Raw genomic sequence first — 13,210 nt, 5'->3', positions numbered from 1 at the left:
ATAGCTGTGGGTTTTTTCTCAATCAGAAGTGCTTAGCGGGCGTACATGCCCCACCAGAAGACGTGACCAAGGATGGTGATCTGCTCTTCCTGGATCTCCTGGAAGCTGTAGTCCTCATCCGGATGCTCGTCGCGGTTGAAGCTACGCAGGCGGATCCCGGTCGGCAGGCGATAAAGCTGCTTCACCCGCAGCTGTCCGTTGTGGTTGATGGCGTAAAGGTCGCCGTCGACGATATCGCCTATGGCGCTTTTGCCGGCGTTGACCCCGACCGTGGCGCCGTCGCGCAGCACCGGTAACATGCTGTTGCCGCGCACGGTCACGCATTTGGCCTGGTCGAACTGCACGCCATTGTGGCGCAGGCTGCGCTTACCGAAACGCAGGCTGGCCTTCTCGCTTTCTTCTATGACGAATCTTCCTGATCCAGCAGCCAATTCAACCTCGCGAAGAAAGGGGACGGACACTTCGTCTTCATCGACGGGCGTGTCGTCGTCCCACAGGCTTATATCCTTGAGTTCGGAGTGCGGCGTGCCCTGCTCCTGATCCCGGGCAACGGCAACCGGTGCGCGTCCGCGCAGTTGGTCGGTGCTGATGCCGAAGTACTCGGCGACCTTCGAGATGTGCTTGTCCGAAGGATCGACGATCTTCCCGCTGAGGATCCGCGACAGGGTGGATTGGGGCACGCCGGTACGACGGTGAAGCTCCGTAGGGGAGATCCCGTGTCGGTCGAGCAGTGCTCGTAGGACGGTAGAAACGTTGCGTATTTGCATAATGCGCATATTGCTTGCGCTTTTCGGGAATGGCAAATGCTGATTTGCATATTTTATGCATAGGCAGTCGCACAGAGGCGGCCAAGGGCAATGGGAGCTTTATTTCCGCCCAATAGCGATCAGCTCTATCGCAAATCCGTATTAAAAACTGTCATTTCTGACAGTAGTTACTTACTTTTCCGAATCTTAAGCTCGGGTCTCGACATTGCTCGAGACCCACCATCATGAACACCTCCAAAGTGGCCGTATCCGTGATACTTGCCATCCTGTCGTTGAACAGCCACGCCGCCTCCTGGGGTTACGAGGGGAATGTCGGCCCCACCCACTGGGGTCAGGTGGATCCGGACTACATCAGTTGCAGCACCAGCAAGGAACAGTCACCGGTCAATATTGAAACCCACCATGCGAAAAGTTCGAAACTCCCTGGCCTGTCGTTCCAGTACATCCCTCAAGCCGCAGAAATCACCAACAACGGGCATACGATTCAAATCAATGTCGCCCCCGGCAGCCTGCTGCGCTTTGACAATGAAGACTTCGAACTCAGGCAGTTTCACTTCCATACCCCGAGTGAAGAGGAAATAGACGGCAAGTCCTTTCCGATGGACGCGCACTTTGTCCACAACTCTGAAGACGGACAGATTGTTGTCGTGGCGGTCCTGTTCAAGGAGGGAAGAAAAAACCAGAACCTGGAAGCTGTTTTCAACACGCTGCCGGATGTGGGCAAAATCACGGAAGTTGTGGCCTTCAATCCCGCCAGCGTCCTCCCCTCTCAAGGCAGCTATTACAAATACCAAGGCTCGTTGACCACACCGCCTTGCAGCACAGGTGTTACCTGGCTGGTCCTGAAGACACCGGTCGAGCTGTCTCATGAACAGATCGCCGCCTTTCAGAAGCTGTACCGGATGAATGCACGGCCTGTCCAACCGTTGAACTCGAGGGTTATCGAGTCCAGCGATTGAATGTCGACGACAGCTGAACAAGCCCGCGGGCCGCGCGGATAACAGCGACGTAGCCGGTCCGCCATCGAAACAGGAAAAAAGTCTGACTCCTCCCTGTCCGGATAGGCTGCAAAAGGCCATACCAGCGGACATCCAACCTGCCGTGTTAACCTTGCCCCCATCGAAAAAGTCCCGCGCCAGGCGCTCGACTTCGCACTCCACTCAAAACGAATCCGCCTAAGTATCCGATGAGTAAAAATAGCCCCGATCTGTCCTCCCACACCCCGATGATGCAGCAATACTGGCGCCTGAAGAACCAGCATCCCGACCAGCTGATGTTCTACCGCATGGGCGACTTCTACGAGATCTTCTATGAAGACGCGAAGAAGGCCGCCAAGCTGCTCGATATCACCCTCACCGCCCGTGGGCAATCAGCCGGGCAGGCGATTCCGATGTGTGGGATTCCTTACCATTCCCTCGAAGGTTATCTCGTCAAGCTGGTGAAGCTCGGCGAATCAGTGGTGATCTGCGAACAGATCGGCGATCCGGCCACCAGCAAGGGGCCGGTCGAACGGCAGGTGGTGCGGATCATCACCCCCGGCACCGTCAGTGACGAAGCCCTGCTCGATGAGCGCCGCGACAACCTGATTGCCGCGGTACTGGGTGATGAACGTCTGTTCGGCCTGGCCGTGCTGGATATCACCAGCGGCAACTTCACCGTCCTCGAAATCAAGGGCTGGGAAAACCTGCTGTCGGAGCTGGAGCGGATCAACCCGGTCGAGCTGATGATCCCGGATGACTGGCCACAGGGCCTGCCTGCGGAAAAGCGTCGTGGGACACGTCGTCGTGCGCCGTGGGACTTCGAACGGGACTCCGCGCTCAAAAGTCTCTGCCAACAATTTTCCGTACAGGATCTGAAAGGCTTCGGCTGCGAAACCCTGACCCTGGCCATCGGCGCCGCCGGCTGCCTGCTCAGTTACGCCAAGGAAACCCAGCGCACCGCCCTGCCGCACTTGCGCAGCCTGCGCCATGAACGCCTGGACGACACCGTGGTGCTCGACGGCGCCAGCCGCCGTAACCTGGAACTGGACACCAACCTTGCCGGTGGCCGCGAAAACACCCTGCAATCGGTGGTCGACCGTTGCCAGACCGCCATGGGCAGCCGCCTGCTGACCCGTTGGTTGAACCGCCCGCTACGCGACCTGCGTGTCTTGCAGGCACGCCAGAGCTCCATCACCTGCCTGCTGGAAAGCTACCGCTTCGAAAAGCTGCAACCGCAGCTCAAGGAGATCGGTGACATCGAGCGGATCCTTGCGCGGATCGGCCTGCGCAACGCCCGGCCTCGCGACCTGGCGCGCCTGCGCGATGCCCTCGGCGCCCTGCCGCAGTTGCAGGATGCGATGCTCGAACTGGACGCCCCGCACCTCAAGCAACTGGCCGTCACCACCAAGACCTACCCGGAGCTGGCGATCCTGCTGGAGCGCGCCATCATCGATAATCCGCCGGCGATCATCCGCGACGGCGGCGTCCTGAAAACCGGCTACGACACCGAACTGGACGAACTGTTGTCGCTGAGCGAAAACGCCGGGCAGTTCCTGATCGACCTGGAAGCCCGGGAAAAAGCCCGCACGGGCCTGGCCAACCTCAAGGTCGGCTATAACCGGGTCCACGGATATTTCATCGAGTTGCCGAGCAAGCAGGCCGAGTCGGCACCGGCAGACTACATCCGGCGCCAGACCCTCAAGGGCGCCGAGCGCTTTATCACCCCGGAACTCAAGGAATTCGAGGACAAGGCCTTGTCGGCCAAGAGCCGCGCCCTGGCCCGGGAGAAGATGCTCTACGAAGCCTTGCTCGAAACCTTGATTGGCGAACTGCCGCCGCTGCAGGACACCGCCGCGGCCCTGGCCGAGCTGGATGTGCTGAGCAACCTCGCCGAACGCGCACTGAACCTGGACCTGAATTGCCCGCGCTTTGTCGACGAACCGTGCATGCGCATCAGCCAGGGACGCCACCCGGTGGTCGAGCAGGTGCTGACCACACCGTTCGTAGCCAATGACCTGGCGCTCGATGACAATACCCGCATGCTGGTGATCACCGGTCCTAACATGGGCGGTAAATCCACCTACATGCGCCAGACCGCGCTGATCGTGCTGCTGGCCCATATCGGCAGCTTCGTGCCGGCAGCCAGCTGCGAGTTGTCCCTGGTGGATCGGATCTTCACCCGGATCGGTTCCAGTGACGACCTGGCCGGAGGACGCTCGACCTTCATGGTGGAAATGAGCGAAACCGCCAACATCCTGCACAACGCCACCGAGCGCAGCCTGGTGCTGATGGACGAAGTCGGGCGCGGTACCAGCACCTTCGACGGCCTGTCCCTGGCCTGGGCAGCGGCGGAACGCCTCGCGCAACTGCGGGCCTACACCCTGTTCGCCACCCACTACTTCGAACTGACCGTGCTGCCGGAAAACGAGCCATTGGTGGCCAACGTGCATCTCAATGCCACCGAGCACAATGAACGCATCGTCTTCCTCCACCACGTACTGCCCGGCCCGGCCAGCCAGAGCTACGGCCTGGCGGTGGCACAGCTGGCCGGCGTGCCGAGCAATGTGATCACCCGTGCCCGCGAGCACCTGAGTCGCCTGGAGACCACCAGCCTGCCCCACGAGCAGCCGGTCGCCAAACCAGGAAAACCAGCCGCTCCAATGCAAAGCGATATGTTCGCCAGCCTGCCCCATCCGGTGCTGGATGAACTGGCCAAGCTCAACCTCGACGACCTGACGCCACGGCGTGCATTGGAAATGCTCTATACAATGAAGACACGGATCTAACGCAGCGGACTACAAGCTGCTAGAATCTCGCGCGGTTTGGGATGCTGCGAACTATTAGCCTGGTTCGCAGACTATCGCTCCCAGACCTGGCGAGCCCATTCTGATAGGGTTTCGCTGCCGCCGCCTGAGGAGAGAACTAGAAATGACCTTCGTCGTCACCGACAACTGCATCAAGTGCAAGTACACCGACTGCGTAGAAGTCTGTCCGGTGGACTGCTTTTACGAAGGCCCGAACTTCCTGGTCATTCACCCGGATGAGTGCATCGACTGCGCGCTTTGCGAGCCGGAATGCCCTGCTGTGGCTATTTTCTCCGAGGATGAAGTCCCGGAGGATATGAAGGAGTTCATTCAGTTGAACGTTGATCTGGCCGAGATCTGGCCCAACATCACTGAGAAGAAAGAATCACTGCCGGACGCTGAAGAGTGGGATGGCAAAAAAGGCAAGATCAAGCACCTCGAACGCTGATTGCACCGCGCTCGACGAAAAGGCCCCCCTGCGGGCCTTTTTTTGTGCCTTCACTTTTCTACAGGCAAAAAAAAGGGGCGGTGTGACCCGCCCACATTTTTTCCCTAGTCCCTTTTTTCCCTTTCATCGTCCTGATGAATCGCATCCCGCGATGTTCCTTCCAGCAATCTGTCCTTGATCGCCGTGTCTATCCGTCGACACAGGGGCGATATTAAAGACTTTCTGAGTCGCTGCAACAGGATCCAAAGTGCCATCTCTTCAGGATTGGATCCATTAAAAACACTTAAAAACCATATATTTCAATTAGTTAAGAAAAACACTCAGTAATCGAGACGGCAAATTATCCTCGATCGCTTACGCAAGATGTAAGCAATGGCTTACACGCCCAGGCAGGTAAAACAGAACTTCTGGATCCAATCCTGGCCCGCAGCGTCCAAAAGCGGGTGCTGAATGAAGCAAACGGCGCACATAAAAAAGGCCTCGATCAATGCGAGGCCTGGGAGACAGACAGGACGACTTCAACTCTGCGGCTTGAGCCCTTGGGAAAGGCCGAACATGAACAACAGCAGATCGTGGTCGGGTTTGGCATCGGCCGCCTTGGCAACACGGGGCATAGGACAATGTCCGGTACCGGCCGCGGCAGTCAGCACCTCAGGACCGGGCTGCTCCCAGACCACCAGGGCCAGGGAAGTCACAGCCAGCGCACTGACCAGAAACAAACCTCGAGCGACTTCTAACTTCATTACCATAAGCCTTTGATGGTATTGCTGAACATCTATCCTCAAAATAGCTCAGTTTTCCCTGTGCCGTGGCACTCAACGACGAGTGGTGTCGTAGCTTTTTGAGATCATCCGCCGCGTCTTGGCGTATTTCCGGGCGCCAAAGACGGGCCTTTCCCAGGTGAACATTTCGTTTCCGGTCATGTATCAGGCCCGCCCAGGTCAACATGAAAGCGGCAGCCATTGGGTGTCATGGTGGTCAGGCTGACATGCCAACCCTGGTTTTCGCAGATCCGCTGGACCAGAGACAAGCCCAGCCCAAGGCCTTCACCGCGTTTTTCGTTACCGCGTACGAAGGGCTGGAACATGGCTTCGCGCTTCTCTTCCGGAATCCCCACGCCGCTGTCTTCCACCACGAACCCGGCCGGCTCCAGGCTCAGGCGGATAAAGCCCTGGTCGGTGTAGTGCAAGGCATTGCGCAGCAGGTTACCCATTACGGCGTGGAGGAAGGTGGCGTTATAGCGGGTATCCGGAGGATTGCCGGGATCGACGATCAGCCTCAGGCCCTTCTCTTCAATCGGTGCACGCCACAATCCGATCAAGTCATCCGCCACCCGACTCAGGGAGACCTGCGGCGACATGCTGGCGTCCTCACGCTGGGCCCGGGCGAGCATCAGGAAGGTCTGCACCAGCTCGCGCATTTCCTCGCAGGCCCGGGCAATGCGCTCGACCTGATTGCGTCCGCGCTGGTCAATGGCCGGGTTTTCCAGCAACAGCTCACAGGAGGTCGCCAATACCATCAGCGGCGTACGCAGTTCATGACTGACATCGCTGGTGAACAGGCGCTCGCGAGTCAGGGCGTCGCGCAGCCGGCCGAGGGTGGCGTCGAACGCCACCGCCAGTTCACCCACTTCGTCAGCGGCGTAATCCGGCGCCAGGGACGGTGCCAGCCCGAGTAACTGATCACGATGACGCACCTGGCGGGCCAGGCGTACCACTGGCGCCATCACCCGCCGGGCGAGAATCCAGCCGAGAAACACGGCCAGGGCCAGGGCCAGGACAAATCCCACCAGCACCACGGCAAACAATACCCGCTCACGCTCTTCGAAGTCACTCTGGTCCTGCAACAACACGTAACGCCGACCGTCGACCACCTCGACCATGGCGTGGTAGGACAGTTGGTCGCGAAACACCTCGTGGAACCCGGCGTCCAGATGACGCAGATCCCTGGGCAAGGCGAAATCCCCCGGACCGCCGCTGAAATAGAACAGTTGATCGGGCTCGGGTCGATGGCTCCAGTCATTGACACTGTCCATCAGCAACAGACGCTGGAGATCGCCTCCCAGGCCCGCGGAAATCAGCCTTTCCTCAACCAGGTGAACCGTCGCCACGATGCCTATGGCAAAGGTCCCCGCCACCAGGGCGCTCATCAGCGCAAAGGCGATGATGATGCGTTGGGCAAGGCTCTGTTTAAACTCCATCGCGGCCTTCGGCCAGGCGATAGCCGACGCCATGTACGGTATGCAGCAAAGGCTTTTCGAAAGGCTTGTCGATCACCTGGCGCAATTGGTGGACGTGACTGCGCAAGCTGTCGCTGTCCGGGCAATCGTCGCCCCACAGGGCTTCCTCGAGGACTTCGCGACGCAGTACATGGGGGCTTTTCTGCATCAGCACCGCCAGCAGCTTCAAGCCCACCGGGTTGAGCTTGAGCAGACGCCCTTCGCGGGTCACTTCCAGGGTATCGAGGTCGTAGCTCAGCTCACCGACCTGCAAGGCCCGGCGTCCGCCGCCCTGGGCCCGGCGCAGGACTGCTTCGATCCGCGCAGCCAGTTCCGACAGGGCGAACGGCTTGAGCAGGTAGTCGTCGGCACCGGACTTGAAACCTTGCAGACGATCATCCAGTTGATCGCGGGCGGTGAGCATGATCACCGGGGTGTCGCGCCGGGCATCTTCACGCAGGCGCTTGCACAGGGTGAAACCATCGATACCCGGCAACATGATATCCAGCACGATCAGGTCGTAATGTTCGGTGGCAGCCAGGTGCAGGCCCGACAAGCCGTCCTGCGCACAGTCCACGGTATAGCCTTTAAGCCCCAGGTAATCAGCCAGGTTGGCGAGGATATCGCGGTTGTCTTCAACCAGTAGAATTCGCATGGGTACTCTCTCCGTACGCGGTAACGGCCATGTCTTGGCCCGCGCAGCTTAAGGGCAAGCCTGTGGCAGCGACAAGCCGCGCGATAAAAGCAGTCGCTGCGCCCATGACTCGCCGAAAAAAAGAAACCCCGCACAAGGCGGGGTTTCTTTGTAGCAGGTGGGGCCGACTTACATCATGCCGCCCATACCACCCATGCCGCCCATGTCTGGCATACCGCCGCCAGCTGCACCTTCTTTCTTCGGTGCATCGGCAATCGCAACATCGGTGGTCAGCAGCAGACCAGCAATGGAAGCAGCTGCCTGCAGCGCCGAACGGGTTACCTTGGTAGGGTCCAGGATGCCCATTTCGATCATGTCGCCGTACTCGCCGGTAGCAGCGTTGTAACCGAAGTTGCCTTTGCCGTTCTTGACTGCATTGACCACGACACTTGGCTCATCACCGCTGTTGGCGGCAATCTGGCGCATCGGCGATTCAACGGCGCGACGCAGCACGGAGATACCCACGTTCTGGTCGGCGTTGTCGCCGGTCAGTTCGGTCAGTGCTTCCAGGGCACGGATCAGGGCAACGCCACCGCCAGGGACCACGCCTTCTTCAACGGCTGCACGGGTCGCGTGCAGGGCGTCTTCAACGCGGGCTTTCTTCTCTTTCATTTCAACTTCGGAACCAGCGCCGACCTTGATCACTGCAACGCCGCCGGACAGCTTGGCCAGACGCTCTTGCAGTTTTTCACGGTCGTAGTCGGAGGAAGTATCGGCAACCTGGGCACGGATCTGAGCGATACGGGCTTCGATGTCGCCTTGTACGCCAGCACCGTCGACGATGATGGTGGCTTCCTTGGACAGGGTCACGCGCTTGGCGCTGCCCAGGTGGTCCAGGGTGGTGCTTTCCAGACTCAGGCCGATCTCTTCGGAGATCACGGTACCGCCAGTCAGGACAGCGATATCCTGCAGCATCGCCTTGCGACGATCACCGAAGCCCGGTGCCTTGACGGCAGCGACCTTGACGATACCGCGCATGTTGTTCACAACCAGGGTCGCCAGGGCTTCGCCTTCAACGTCTTCGGCCACGATCAGCAGTGGACGGCCGGCTTTGGCAACGGCTTCCAGTACTGGCAGCATTTCGCGGATGTTGGAGATTTTTTTGTCGACCAGCAGGATCAGCGGGCCGTCCAGCTCGGCGACCATGGTTTCCGGCTTGTTGACGAAGTACGGGGACAGGTAGCCACGGTCGAACTGCATGCCTTCTACAACCGACAGTTCGTTTTCCAGGCCCGAGCCTTCTTCAACGGTGATCACGCCTTCTTTACCGACTTTTTCCATGGCTTCGGCAATGATGTCGCCGATGGAGCTGTCGGAGTTGGCGGAGATGGTGCCGACCTGAGCGATGGCCTTGGTGTCGGCGCAAGGCTTGGACAGGGCTTTGAGCTCTTTGACGATGGCGATGGTCGCCTTGTCGATACCGCGCTTGAGGTCCATCGGGTTCATGCCGGCAGCGACAGCCTTCAGCCCTTCGTTGACGATCGACTGAGCCAGTACGGTGGCGGTGGTGGTGCCGTCGCCAGCGTCATCGTTGGCACGGGAAGCAACGTCCTTGACCAGTTGCGCGCCCATGTTTTCGAAACGGTCTTCCAGCTCGATTTCCTTGGCAACGGAAACGCCGTCCTTGGTGATGGTCGGAGCGCCGAAGCTCTTCTCGATGATCACATTACGGCCTTTCGGGCCCAGGGTCGCTTTTACCGCGTCAGCCAGGACGTTGACGCCTTTGAGCATTTTTTTGCGGGCGGAGTCGCCAAACAGAACTTCTTTAGCAGCCATGATCGTAATTCCTTGAATACTTTGTCGTAACGGGAAAAATGAGCGGGAATCAGCCTTCGATAACAGCGAGAATCTCGTTCTCGGCCATTACCAGCAGGTCTTCGCCGTCTACTTTCACAGTGTTGCTGCCGGAGTAAGGGCCGAATACCACCTTGTCACCCACTTTCACGGCCAGCGCACGGACTTCACCGTTGTCCAGCACGCGGCCGGTACCTACAGCGAGAATTTCACCGTGGTTGGCTTTCTCGGCAGCCGAACCTGGCAGCACGATACCGCCGGCGGTTTTTTTCTCTTCTTCGCTGCGACGGATGACGACGCGGTCATGCAGAGGACGAAGCTTCATTGTCGATCTCTCCTAATTATGGTTTTCAAGGGTCGATGTCGATACCGACCGGTTTAGCAAATCCGGCGTTGCCGGTTGCGGCTCGCCAAGCGAACCGCGAAAGACTGTCTGGCGATTTTCGCCAAAACCTTGCGGTGACCGTTACATAAGGTCACCAAAGGTAATTTCAAGGGCGAGGTGACGTTTTTTTTACCTTATGGTGCCGAAAACCAACACGGCACCCGAAGGTGCCGTGTCGTTGTGCTGACGATCAGGAATCGCGGTGTTCGAACTCGCCTTCGATGACCTGGGGCTGCCGGCTGGCGGCCGGCGCCGATCCCGACGGACCACGGGGCTGCAGATCGTCGGCAAAGGCCCGCTGACGCAATGCCTGCTCTTCGACGCGCCGACGCATGCGGTCGGCCAACAGGCGGCGGGTCATGGGCAACAACAGGACCAGGCCGATAATATCGCTGATAAACCCCGGCAGCAGCAGCAGGCCACCGCCCAGGGCCAGCATCAGACCCTCGAGCATGGTCTGCGCCGGCAACTCGCCGCGGTTGAGACTTTCCCGCGCCCGCAACGCCGTGGCGATCCCTGCAACCCGCAGGACCAGCACACCCAGCATCGAGCCGAGAATGATCAGCGCCAGGGCCGGGAAAAACCCGATCGCGGTACTGACCTGGAAAAACACATACAGCTCTAACACCGGAAACAAGAGCAATAAAAAAGCGCGCATCAAATGATTCCTCTACGGAAGAATGCCTTCCACTTAACCTGAGATGACGTCGACAGGTTGTGAATTCAAGCTGAAGCGGCTTCCTTTTTTGGCCAATGCTCGGCGTGAGCCAGGGAAACCAAGGCTTCGCGAACTTGTGTCGGCGTGTTGCAAGGCGTTTCGAAGGGCAGCCAGTACAGCGCCTGGCCAATGCGCAGGTGCATGCCTTCGGTGTCGATACCCGCCAGTTGCGCAGGCACTGTATCCGGCAGGCCGGCCAGGGCGACGTAGTGGGCGATGGCCTTGGCGTGGTCGCTGTTCATGTGTTCGACCATGCTGATCTCGGTCTTGCCGGCGAAGGGGTTCGCCAAGGTGACCTGATCCAGCCAGTGAATCGCGCCGAAACCACCGATATAGCGGTGCCGCACCGGGTTGAGGACCCAGAAGTCGAAATCGTGGGCCTGATGGTAGTTCCGCGAATCCGGGAAGTAGCGATAGTAACGCTCGGCCGCTGCCTCGATCGCCTCGGGATCGCTGAGCTTTTCGGCCTCGGCCAGGTAGGTCAGGCGACCGACCGCCTGCACGTCTTCGGCTTCGCGCTCGCCCACCAGCAGGGAACACTTGGGGTCCTTCTGCAGGTTATGGGTATGCTGGGCGATCCGGCTGATCAGGATCAACGCCCGACCCTGGTCGTCAAGGCAGTAAGGCACCACGGAGCCAAACGGGAAACCGGGCATGGCCTTGGAGTGCGTGGACAACACCCCCCGGTACTCCTTGAGCAGCAGCTCACGGGCGTTCTTGGCAACTTCAGTACTCACCTTTATGACTCCTCGTCAGAAACCGTCGGCAAGCCCTTGGACTTGCGAATGAAAATCAATGATAAAATAAACGTTATCTGTGACGGAGGCCAGGGTCGGGGAAGCGGTGCGATTACCAGACGACGCCGAAGCCGGCCGTGTAGCGGGTCTTGTTCAGGCTGGTTTCCGCATCGCCCTGGACCACATTGCGCTCGGCCTTGAGGTTCAGCGAAGCCCACTCGGTCACTTTGTAGCGCAGGCCCATCTGGGCGTCGAGGGAATACTCCGAAGGCCCGCTCAACGGCTTGCCCACTTCGCCGTTGGTGAAGAACTGCACCGTCTTGCCCACCAGGTTACGGCTGTAGTCCCATTTCATCCCCAGCGAATAAAAGTTCTTCTTGTCGCCGTTGCTGTACTCGTAGTCGGTATTGTTGAGCAGCGAACCGAGGGAAAACGCCCCCAGCTCATTGTCCCAGAACTGGTAGCCAGGACCGGTACCTACGATGCGTTGGCGCGACAGTTCTTCCACGAAGTCACGCTTGTAGGTCAGGCGCCCCTGCCAGAACCACTTTTCGGTGATAAAGCGGTCCAGGGCATACTCGACGTTCCAGTTGTTGGCGGTCACGATATTGTTCTGGAACTCGCGGTTGTACTCACCCTGGGCATTATGCCGCCAGGCGCCATGGCGGGCAGTGGTCTTGAAGCCGATGTCGTAGTCGTCGGTGTCCTGATCCGCCCGTTTGTAGTCCAGGGCCAGGTCGACATTGCCCTTCCACACCAGGTCCTCGATCACCGGCTTGGGCTTGACGATCTGCTTGATACTCGCGAGATCGACGGTTTTCGGCGCCTCGCCGTTGACCAGCGTCACCTTGCCGTCCGCCGCCGCTTTCAGGGACTTGGCCTTCTCCCCCGTGTAGGCATCCTGCTTGACCAGCAGCTCCTGGTCGCTTTCCAGGGTCTTGACCTGCTTCCAGTCCACCGGGATCGCTCCGGCGTAATCGGTCTGGATCAACAGCTTGCCGCCGTCGAACAGGCTGATCTTGCCCGTCAGGCGATCACCGTTCTTCAACCAGACGGTATCGGCCAGCAACGGCGTCGAGGCACTGAGAACAGCAAGGCACAACAGGGTTCTGGATAACATAAGCAGAGAGAGGACTCGGGTTTGCGGAAAAAAACCGGCATTATCCCGCAGGGCAATACCTTGACCAAAGAGTGACCGACTGAACGACACCCTAGTTCAATAATCACCCATGACTCACAGAAATAACCTACACAAGCAGCCAGATTCCCGAACAGGACTGCCTCAATGACCGACGACAGCAGCGGCGGCGAAAGCCCTGCACAGATGCGCCGCACCGCCCTCTACCTGACCCTGGCGCAAGTACCCGAAGGCCGGGTCGTGACCTATGGCCAACTGGCCGAGCTGGCGGGTCTGGGGCGTGCCGCCCGTTTTGTCGGACGGACCTTGAGCCAGTTGCCCGCCGACACGAGCCTGCCCTGGCACCGGGTGCTGGGTGCCGGCGGTCGGATCAGCCTGCCCGCCGGCAGCCCCTCCGGCGACGAACAACGCGCCCGGCTGCGGACTGAAGGCCTGACGGTCCTGAACAATCGTGTCGATATCAAGCGCCATGGCTGGCGCCCGATAGAGCACAGCGGTTAGAGTGCGCGCTTTGTTTCCGTTAACCT

At 59.4% G+C, this 13,210-nt stretch carries 13 protein-coding genes; 4 read left to right on the top strand and 9 right to left on the bottom strand.

Features of this window, described 5'->3' with window-relative positions:
* Positions 1–32: 32 nt before the first annotated feature.
* Positions 33–776: an XRE family transcriptional regulator gene (locus M5C01_RS20665; RefSeq protein WP_103498945.1), complete on the bottom strand. Its 744-nt coding sequence runs from the start codon at positions 774–776 to the stop codon at positions 33–35.
* Positions 777–991: 215 nt separating this feature from the next.
* Here M5C01_RS20665 and M5C01_RS20660 point away from each other — a divergent pair, with 215 nt between their 5' ends.
* The 3 genes from M5C01_RS20660 to fdxA all read left to right on the top strand — a co-directional run bounded on the left by M5C01_RS20660 (position 992) and on the right by fdxA (position 4,999).
* Positions 992–1,726 (top strand): carbonic anhydrase family protein, encoded by a 735-nt coding sequence (locus M5C01_RS20660; RefSeq protein ID WP_152740257.1) that lies wholly within the window; start codon positions 992–994, stop codon positions 1,724–1,726.
* 227 nt (positions 1,727–1,953) lie between these two features.
* Positions 1,954–4,533 carry a DNA mismatch repair protein MutS gene (gene mutS / locus M5C01_RS20655; RefSeq protein WP_152740256.1) on the top strand — a complete coding sequence of 860 codons (2,580 nt, stop codon included), beginning with the start codon at positions 1,954–1,956 and terminating at the stop codon, positions 4,531–4,533.
* A 142-nt stretch (positions 4,534–4,675) separates the two neighbouring features.
* The gene (gene fdxA, locus M5C01_RS20650) at positions 4,676–4,999 is read left to right on the top strand and encodes a ferredoxin FdxA (RefSeq protein WP_152740255.1); all 324 of its coding nucleotides are present in this window, start codon (positions 4,676–4,678) and stop codon (positions 4,997–4,999) included.
* A gap of 518 nt (positions 5,000–5,517) precedes the next feature.
* Here fdxA and M5C01_RS20645 read toward each other — a convergent pair.
* The 8 genes from M5C01_RS20645 to M5C01_RS20610 form a co-directional block, all read right to left on the bottom strand.
* Positions 5,518–5,742, bottom strand: coding sequence for a hypothetical protein (locus tag M5C01_RS20645; protein WP_152740254.1), 225 nt, complete (start codon positions 5,740–5,742; stop codon positions 5,518–5,520).
* Positions 5,743–5,918: 176 nt separating this feature from the next.
* Positions 5,919–7,199, bottom strand: coding sequence for a HAMP domain-containing sensor histidine kinase (locus tag M5C01_RS20640; protein WP_152740253.1), 1,281 nt, complete (start codon positions 7,197–7,199; stop codon positions 5,919–5,921).
* The gene (colR, locus tag M5C01_RS20635) at positions 7,189–7,872 is read right to left on the bottom strand and encodes a two-component system response regulator ColR (RefSeq protein WP_103498950.1); all 684 of its coding nucleotides are present in this window, start codon (positions 7,870–7,872) and stop codon (positions 7,189–7,191) included. The genes M5C01_RS20640 and colR overlap by 11 nt, the downstream gene beginning before the upstream one ends.
* 168 nt (positions 7,873–8,040) lie before the next feature.
* Positions 8,041–9,687, bottom strand: coding sequence for a chaperonin GroEL (gene groL / locus M5C01_RS20630; RefSeq protein ID WP_152740252.1), 1,647 nt, complete (start codon positions 9,685–9,687; stop codon positions 8,041–8,043).
* 49 nt (positions 9,688–9,736) lie between these two features.
* Positions 9,737–10,030 (bottom strand): co-chaperone GroES, encoded by a 294-nt coding sequence (locus M5C01_RS20625; protein ID WP_152740251.1) that lies wholly within the window; start codon positions 10,028–10,030, stop codon positions 9,737–9,739.
* Between the two features lie 250 nt (positions 10,031–10,280).
* The gene (locus M5C01_RS20620) at positions 10,281–10,748 is read right to left on the bottom strand and encodes an FxsA family protein (protein ID WP_152740250.1); all 468 of its coding nucleotides are present in this window, start codon (positions 10,746–10,748) and stop codon (positions 10,281–10,283) included.
* A 65-nt stretch (positions 10,749–10,813) separates the two neighbouring features.
* Positions 10,814–11,545 (bottom strand): HugZ family protein, encoded by a 732-nt coding sequence (locus tag M5C01_RS20615; RefSeq protein ID WP_178129901.1) that lies wholly within the window; start codon positions 11,543–11,545, stop codon positions 10,814–10,816.
* A gap of 112 nt (positions 11,546–11,657) precedes the next feature.
* Positions 11,658–12,665 (bottom strand): DUF481 domain-containing protein, encoded by a 1,008-nt coding sequence (locus M5C01_RS20610; RefSeq protein WP_152740249.1) that lies wholly within the window; start codon positions 12,663–12,665, stop codon positions 11,658–11,660.
* Positions 12,666–12,830: 165 nt separating this feature from the next.
* On the opposite strand from M5C01_RS20610, the gene M5C01_RS20605 reads away from it, so the two are divergent.
* Positions 12,831–13,184, top strand: a complete 354-nt coding sequence (locus M5C01_RS20605; RefSeq protein WP_100938638.1) for an MGMT family protein — start codon at positions 12,831–12,833, stop codon at positions 13,182–13,184.
* The last annotated feature ends 26 nt before the right edge of the window (positions 13,185–13,210 follow it).

The organism is Pseudomonas sp. MWU12-2319 (assembly GCF_023242525.1).
Classification (GTDB): domain Bacteria; phylum Pseudomonadota; class Gammaproteobacteria; order Pseudomonadales; family Pseudomonadaceae; genus Aquipseudomonas; species Aquipseudomonas gingeri_D.
This window is presented reverse-complemented; position numbering and strand designations above follow the sequence as displayed.

What these genes read in the sequence shown, in the direction of transcription:
- groL (WP_152740252.1), bottom strand. Translation starts at nt 9,687, where the DNA reads ATGGCTGCTAAAGAAGTTCTGTTTGGCGACTCCGCCCGCAAAAAAATG.
- M5C01_RS20640 (WP_152740253.1), bottom strand. Translation starts at nt 7,199, where the DNA reads ATGGAGTTTAAACAGAGCCTTGCCCAACGCATCATCATCGCCTTTGCG.
- M5C01_RS20660 (WP_152740257.1), top strand. Translation starts at nt 992, where the DNA reads ATGAACACCTCCAAAGTGGCCGTATCCGTGATACTTGCCATCCTGTCG.
- colR (WP_103498950.1), bottom strand. Translation starts at nt 7,872, where the DNA reads ATGCGAATTCTACTGGTTGAAGACAACCGCGATATCCTCGCCAACCTG.
- M5C01_RS20645 (WP_152740254.1), bottom strand. Translation starts at nt 5,742, where the DNA reads ATGAAGTTAGAAGTCGCTCGAGGTTTGTTTCTGGTCAGTGCGCTGGCT.
- M5C01_RS20665 (WP_103498945.1), bottom strand. Translation starts at nt 776, where the DNA reads ATGCGCATTATGCAAATACGCAACGTTTCTACCGTCCTACGAGCACTG.
- M5C01_RS20625 (WP_152740251.1), bottom strand. Translation starts at nt 10,030, where the DNA reads ATGAAGCTTCGTCCTCTGCATGACCGCGTCGTCATCCGTCGCAGCGAA.
- fdxA (WP_152740255.1), top strand. Translation starts at nt 4,676, where the DNA reads ATGACCTTCGTCGTCACCGACAACTGCATCAAGTGCAAGTACACCGAC.
- M5C01_RS20620 (WP_152740250.1), bottom strand. Translation starts at nt 10,748, where the DNA reads ATGCGCGCTTTTTTATTGCTCTTGTTTCCGGTGTTAGAGCTGTATGTG.
- M5C01_RS20610 (WP_152740249.1), bottom strand. Translation starts at nt 12,665, where the DNA reads ATGTTATCCAGAACCCTGTTGTGCCTTGCTGTTCTCAGTGCCTCGACG.
- mutS (WP_152740256.1), top strand. Translation starts at nt 1,954, where the DNA reads ATGAGTAAAAATAGCCCCGATCTGTCCTCCCACACCCCGATGATGCAG.
- M5C01_RS20605 (WP_100938638.1), top strand. Translation starts at nt 12,831, where the DNA reads ATGACCGACGACAGCAGCGGCGGCGAAAGCCCTGCACAGATGCGCCGC.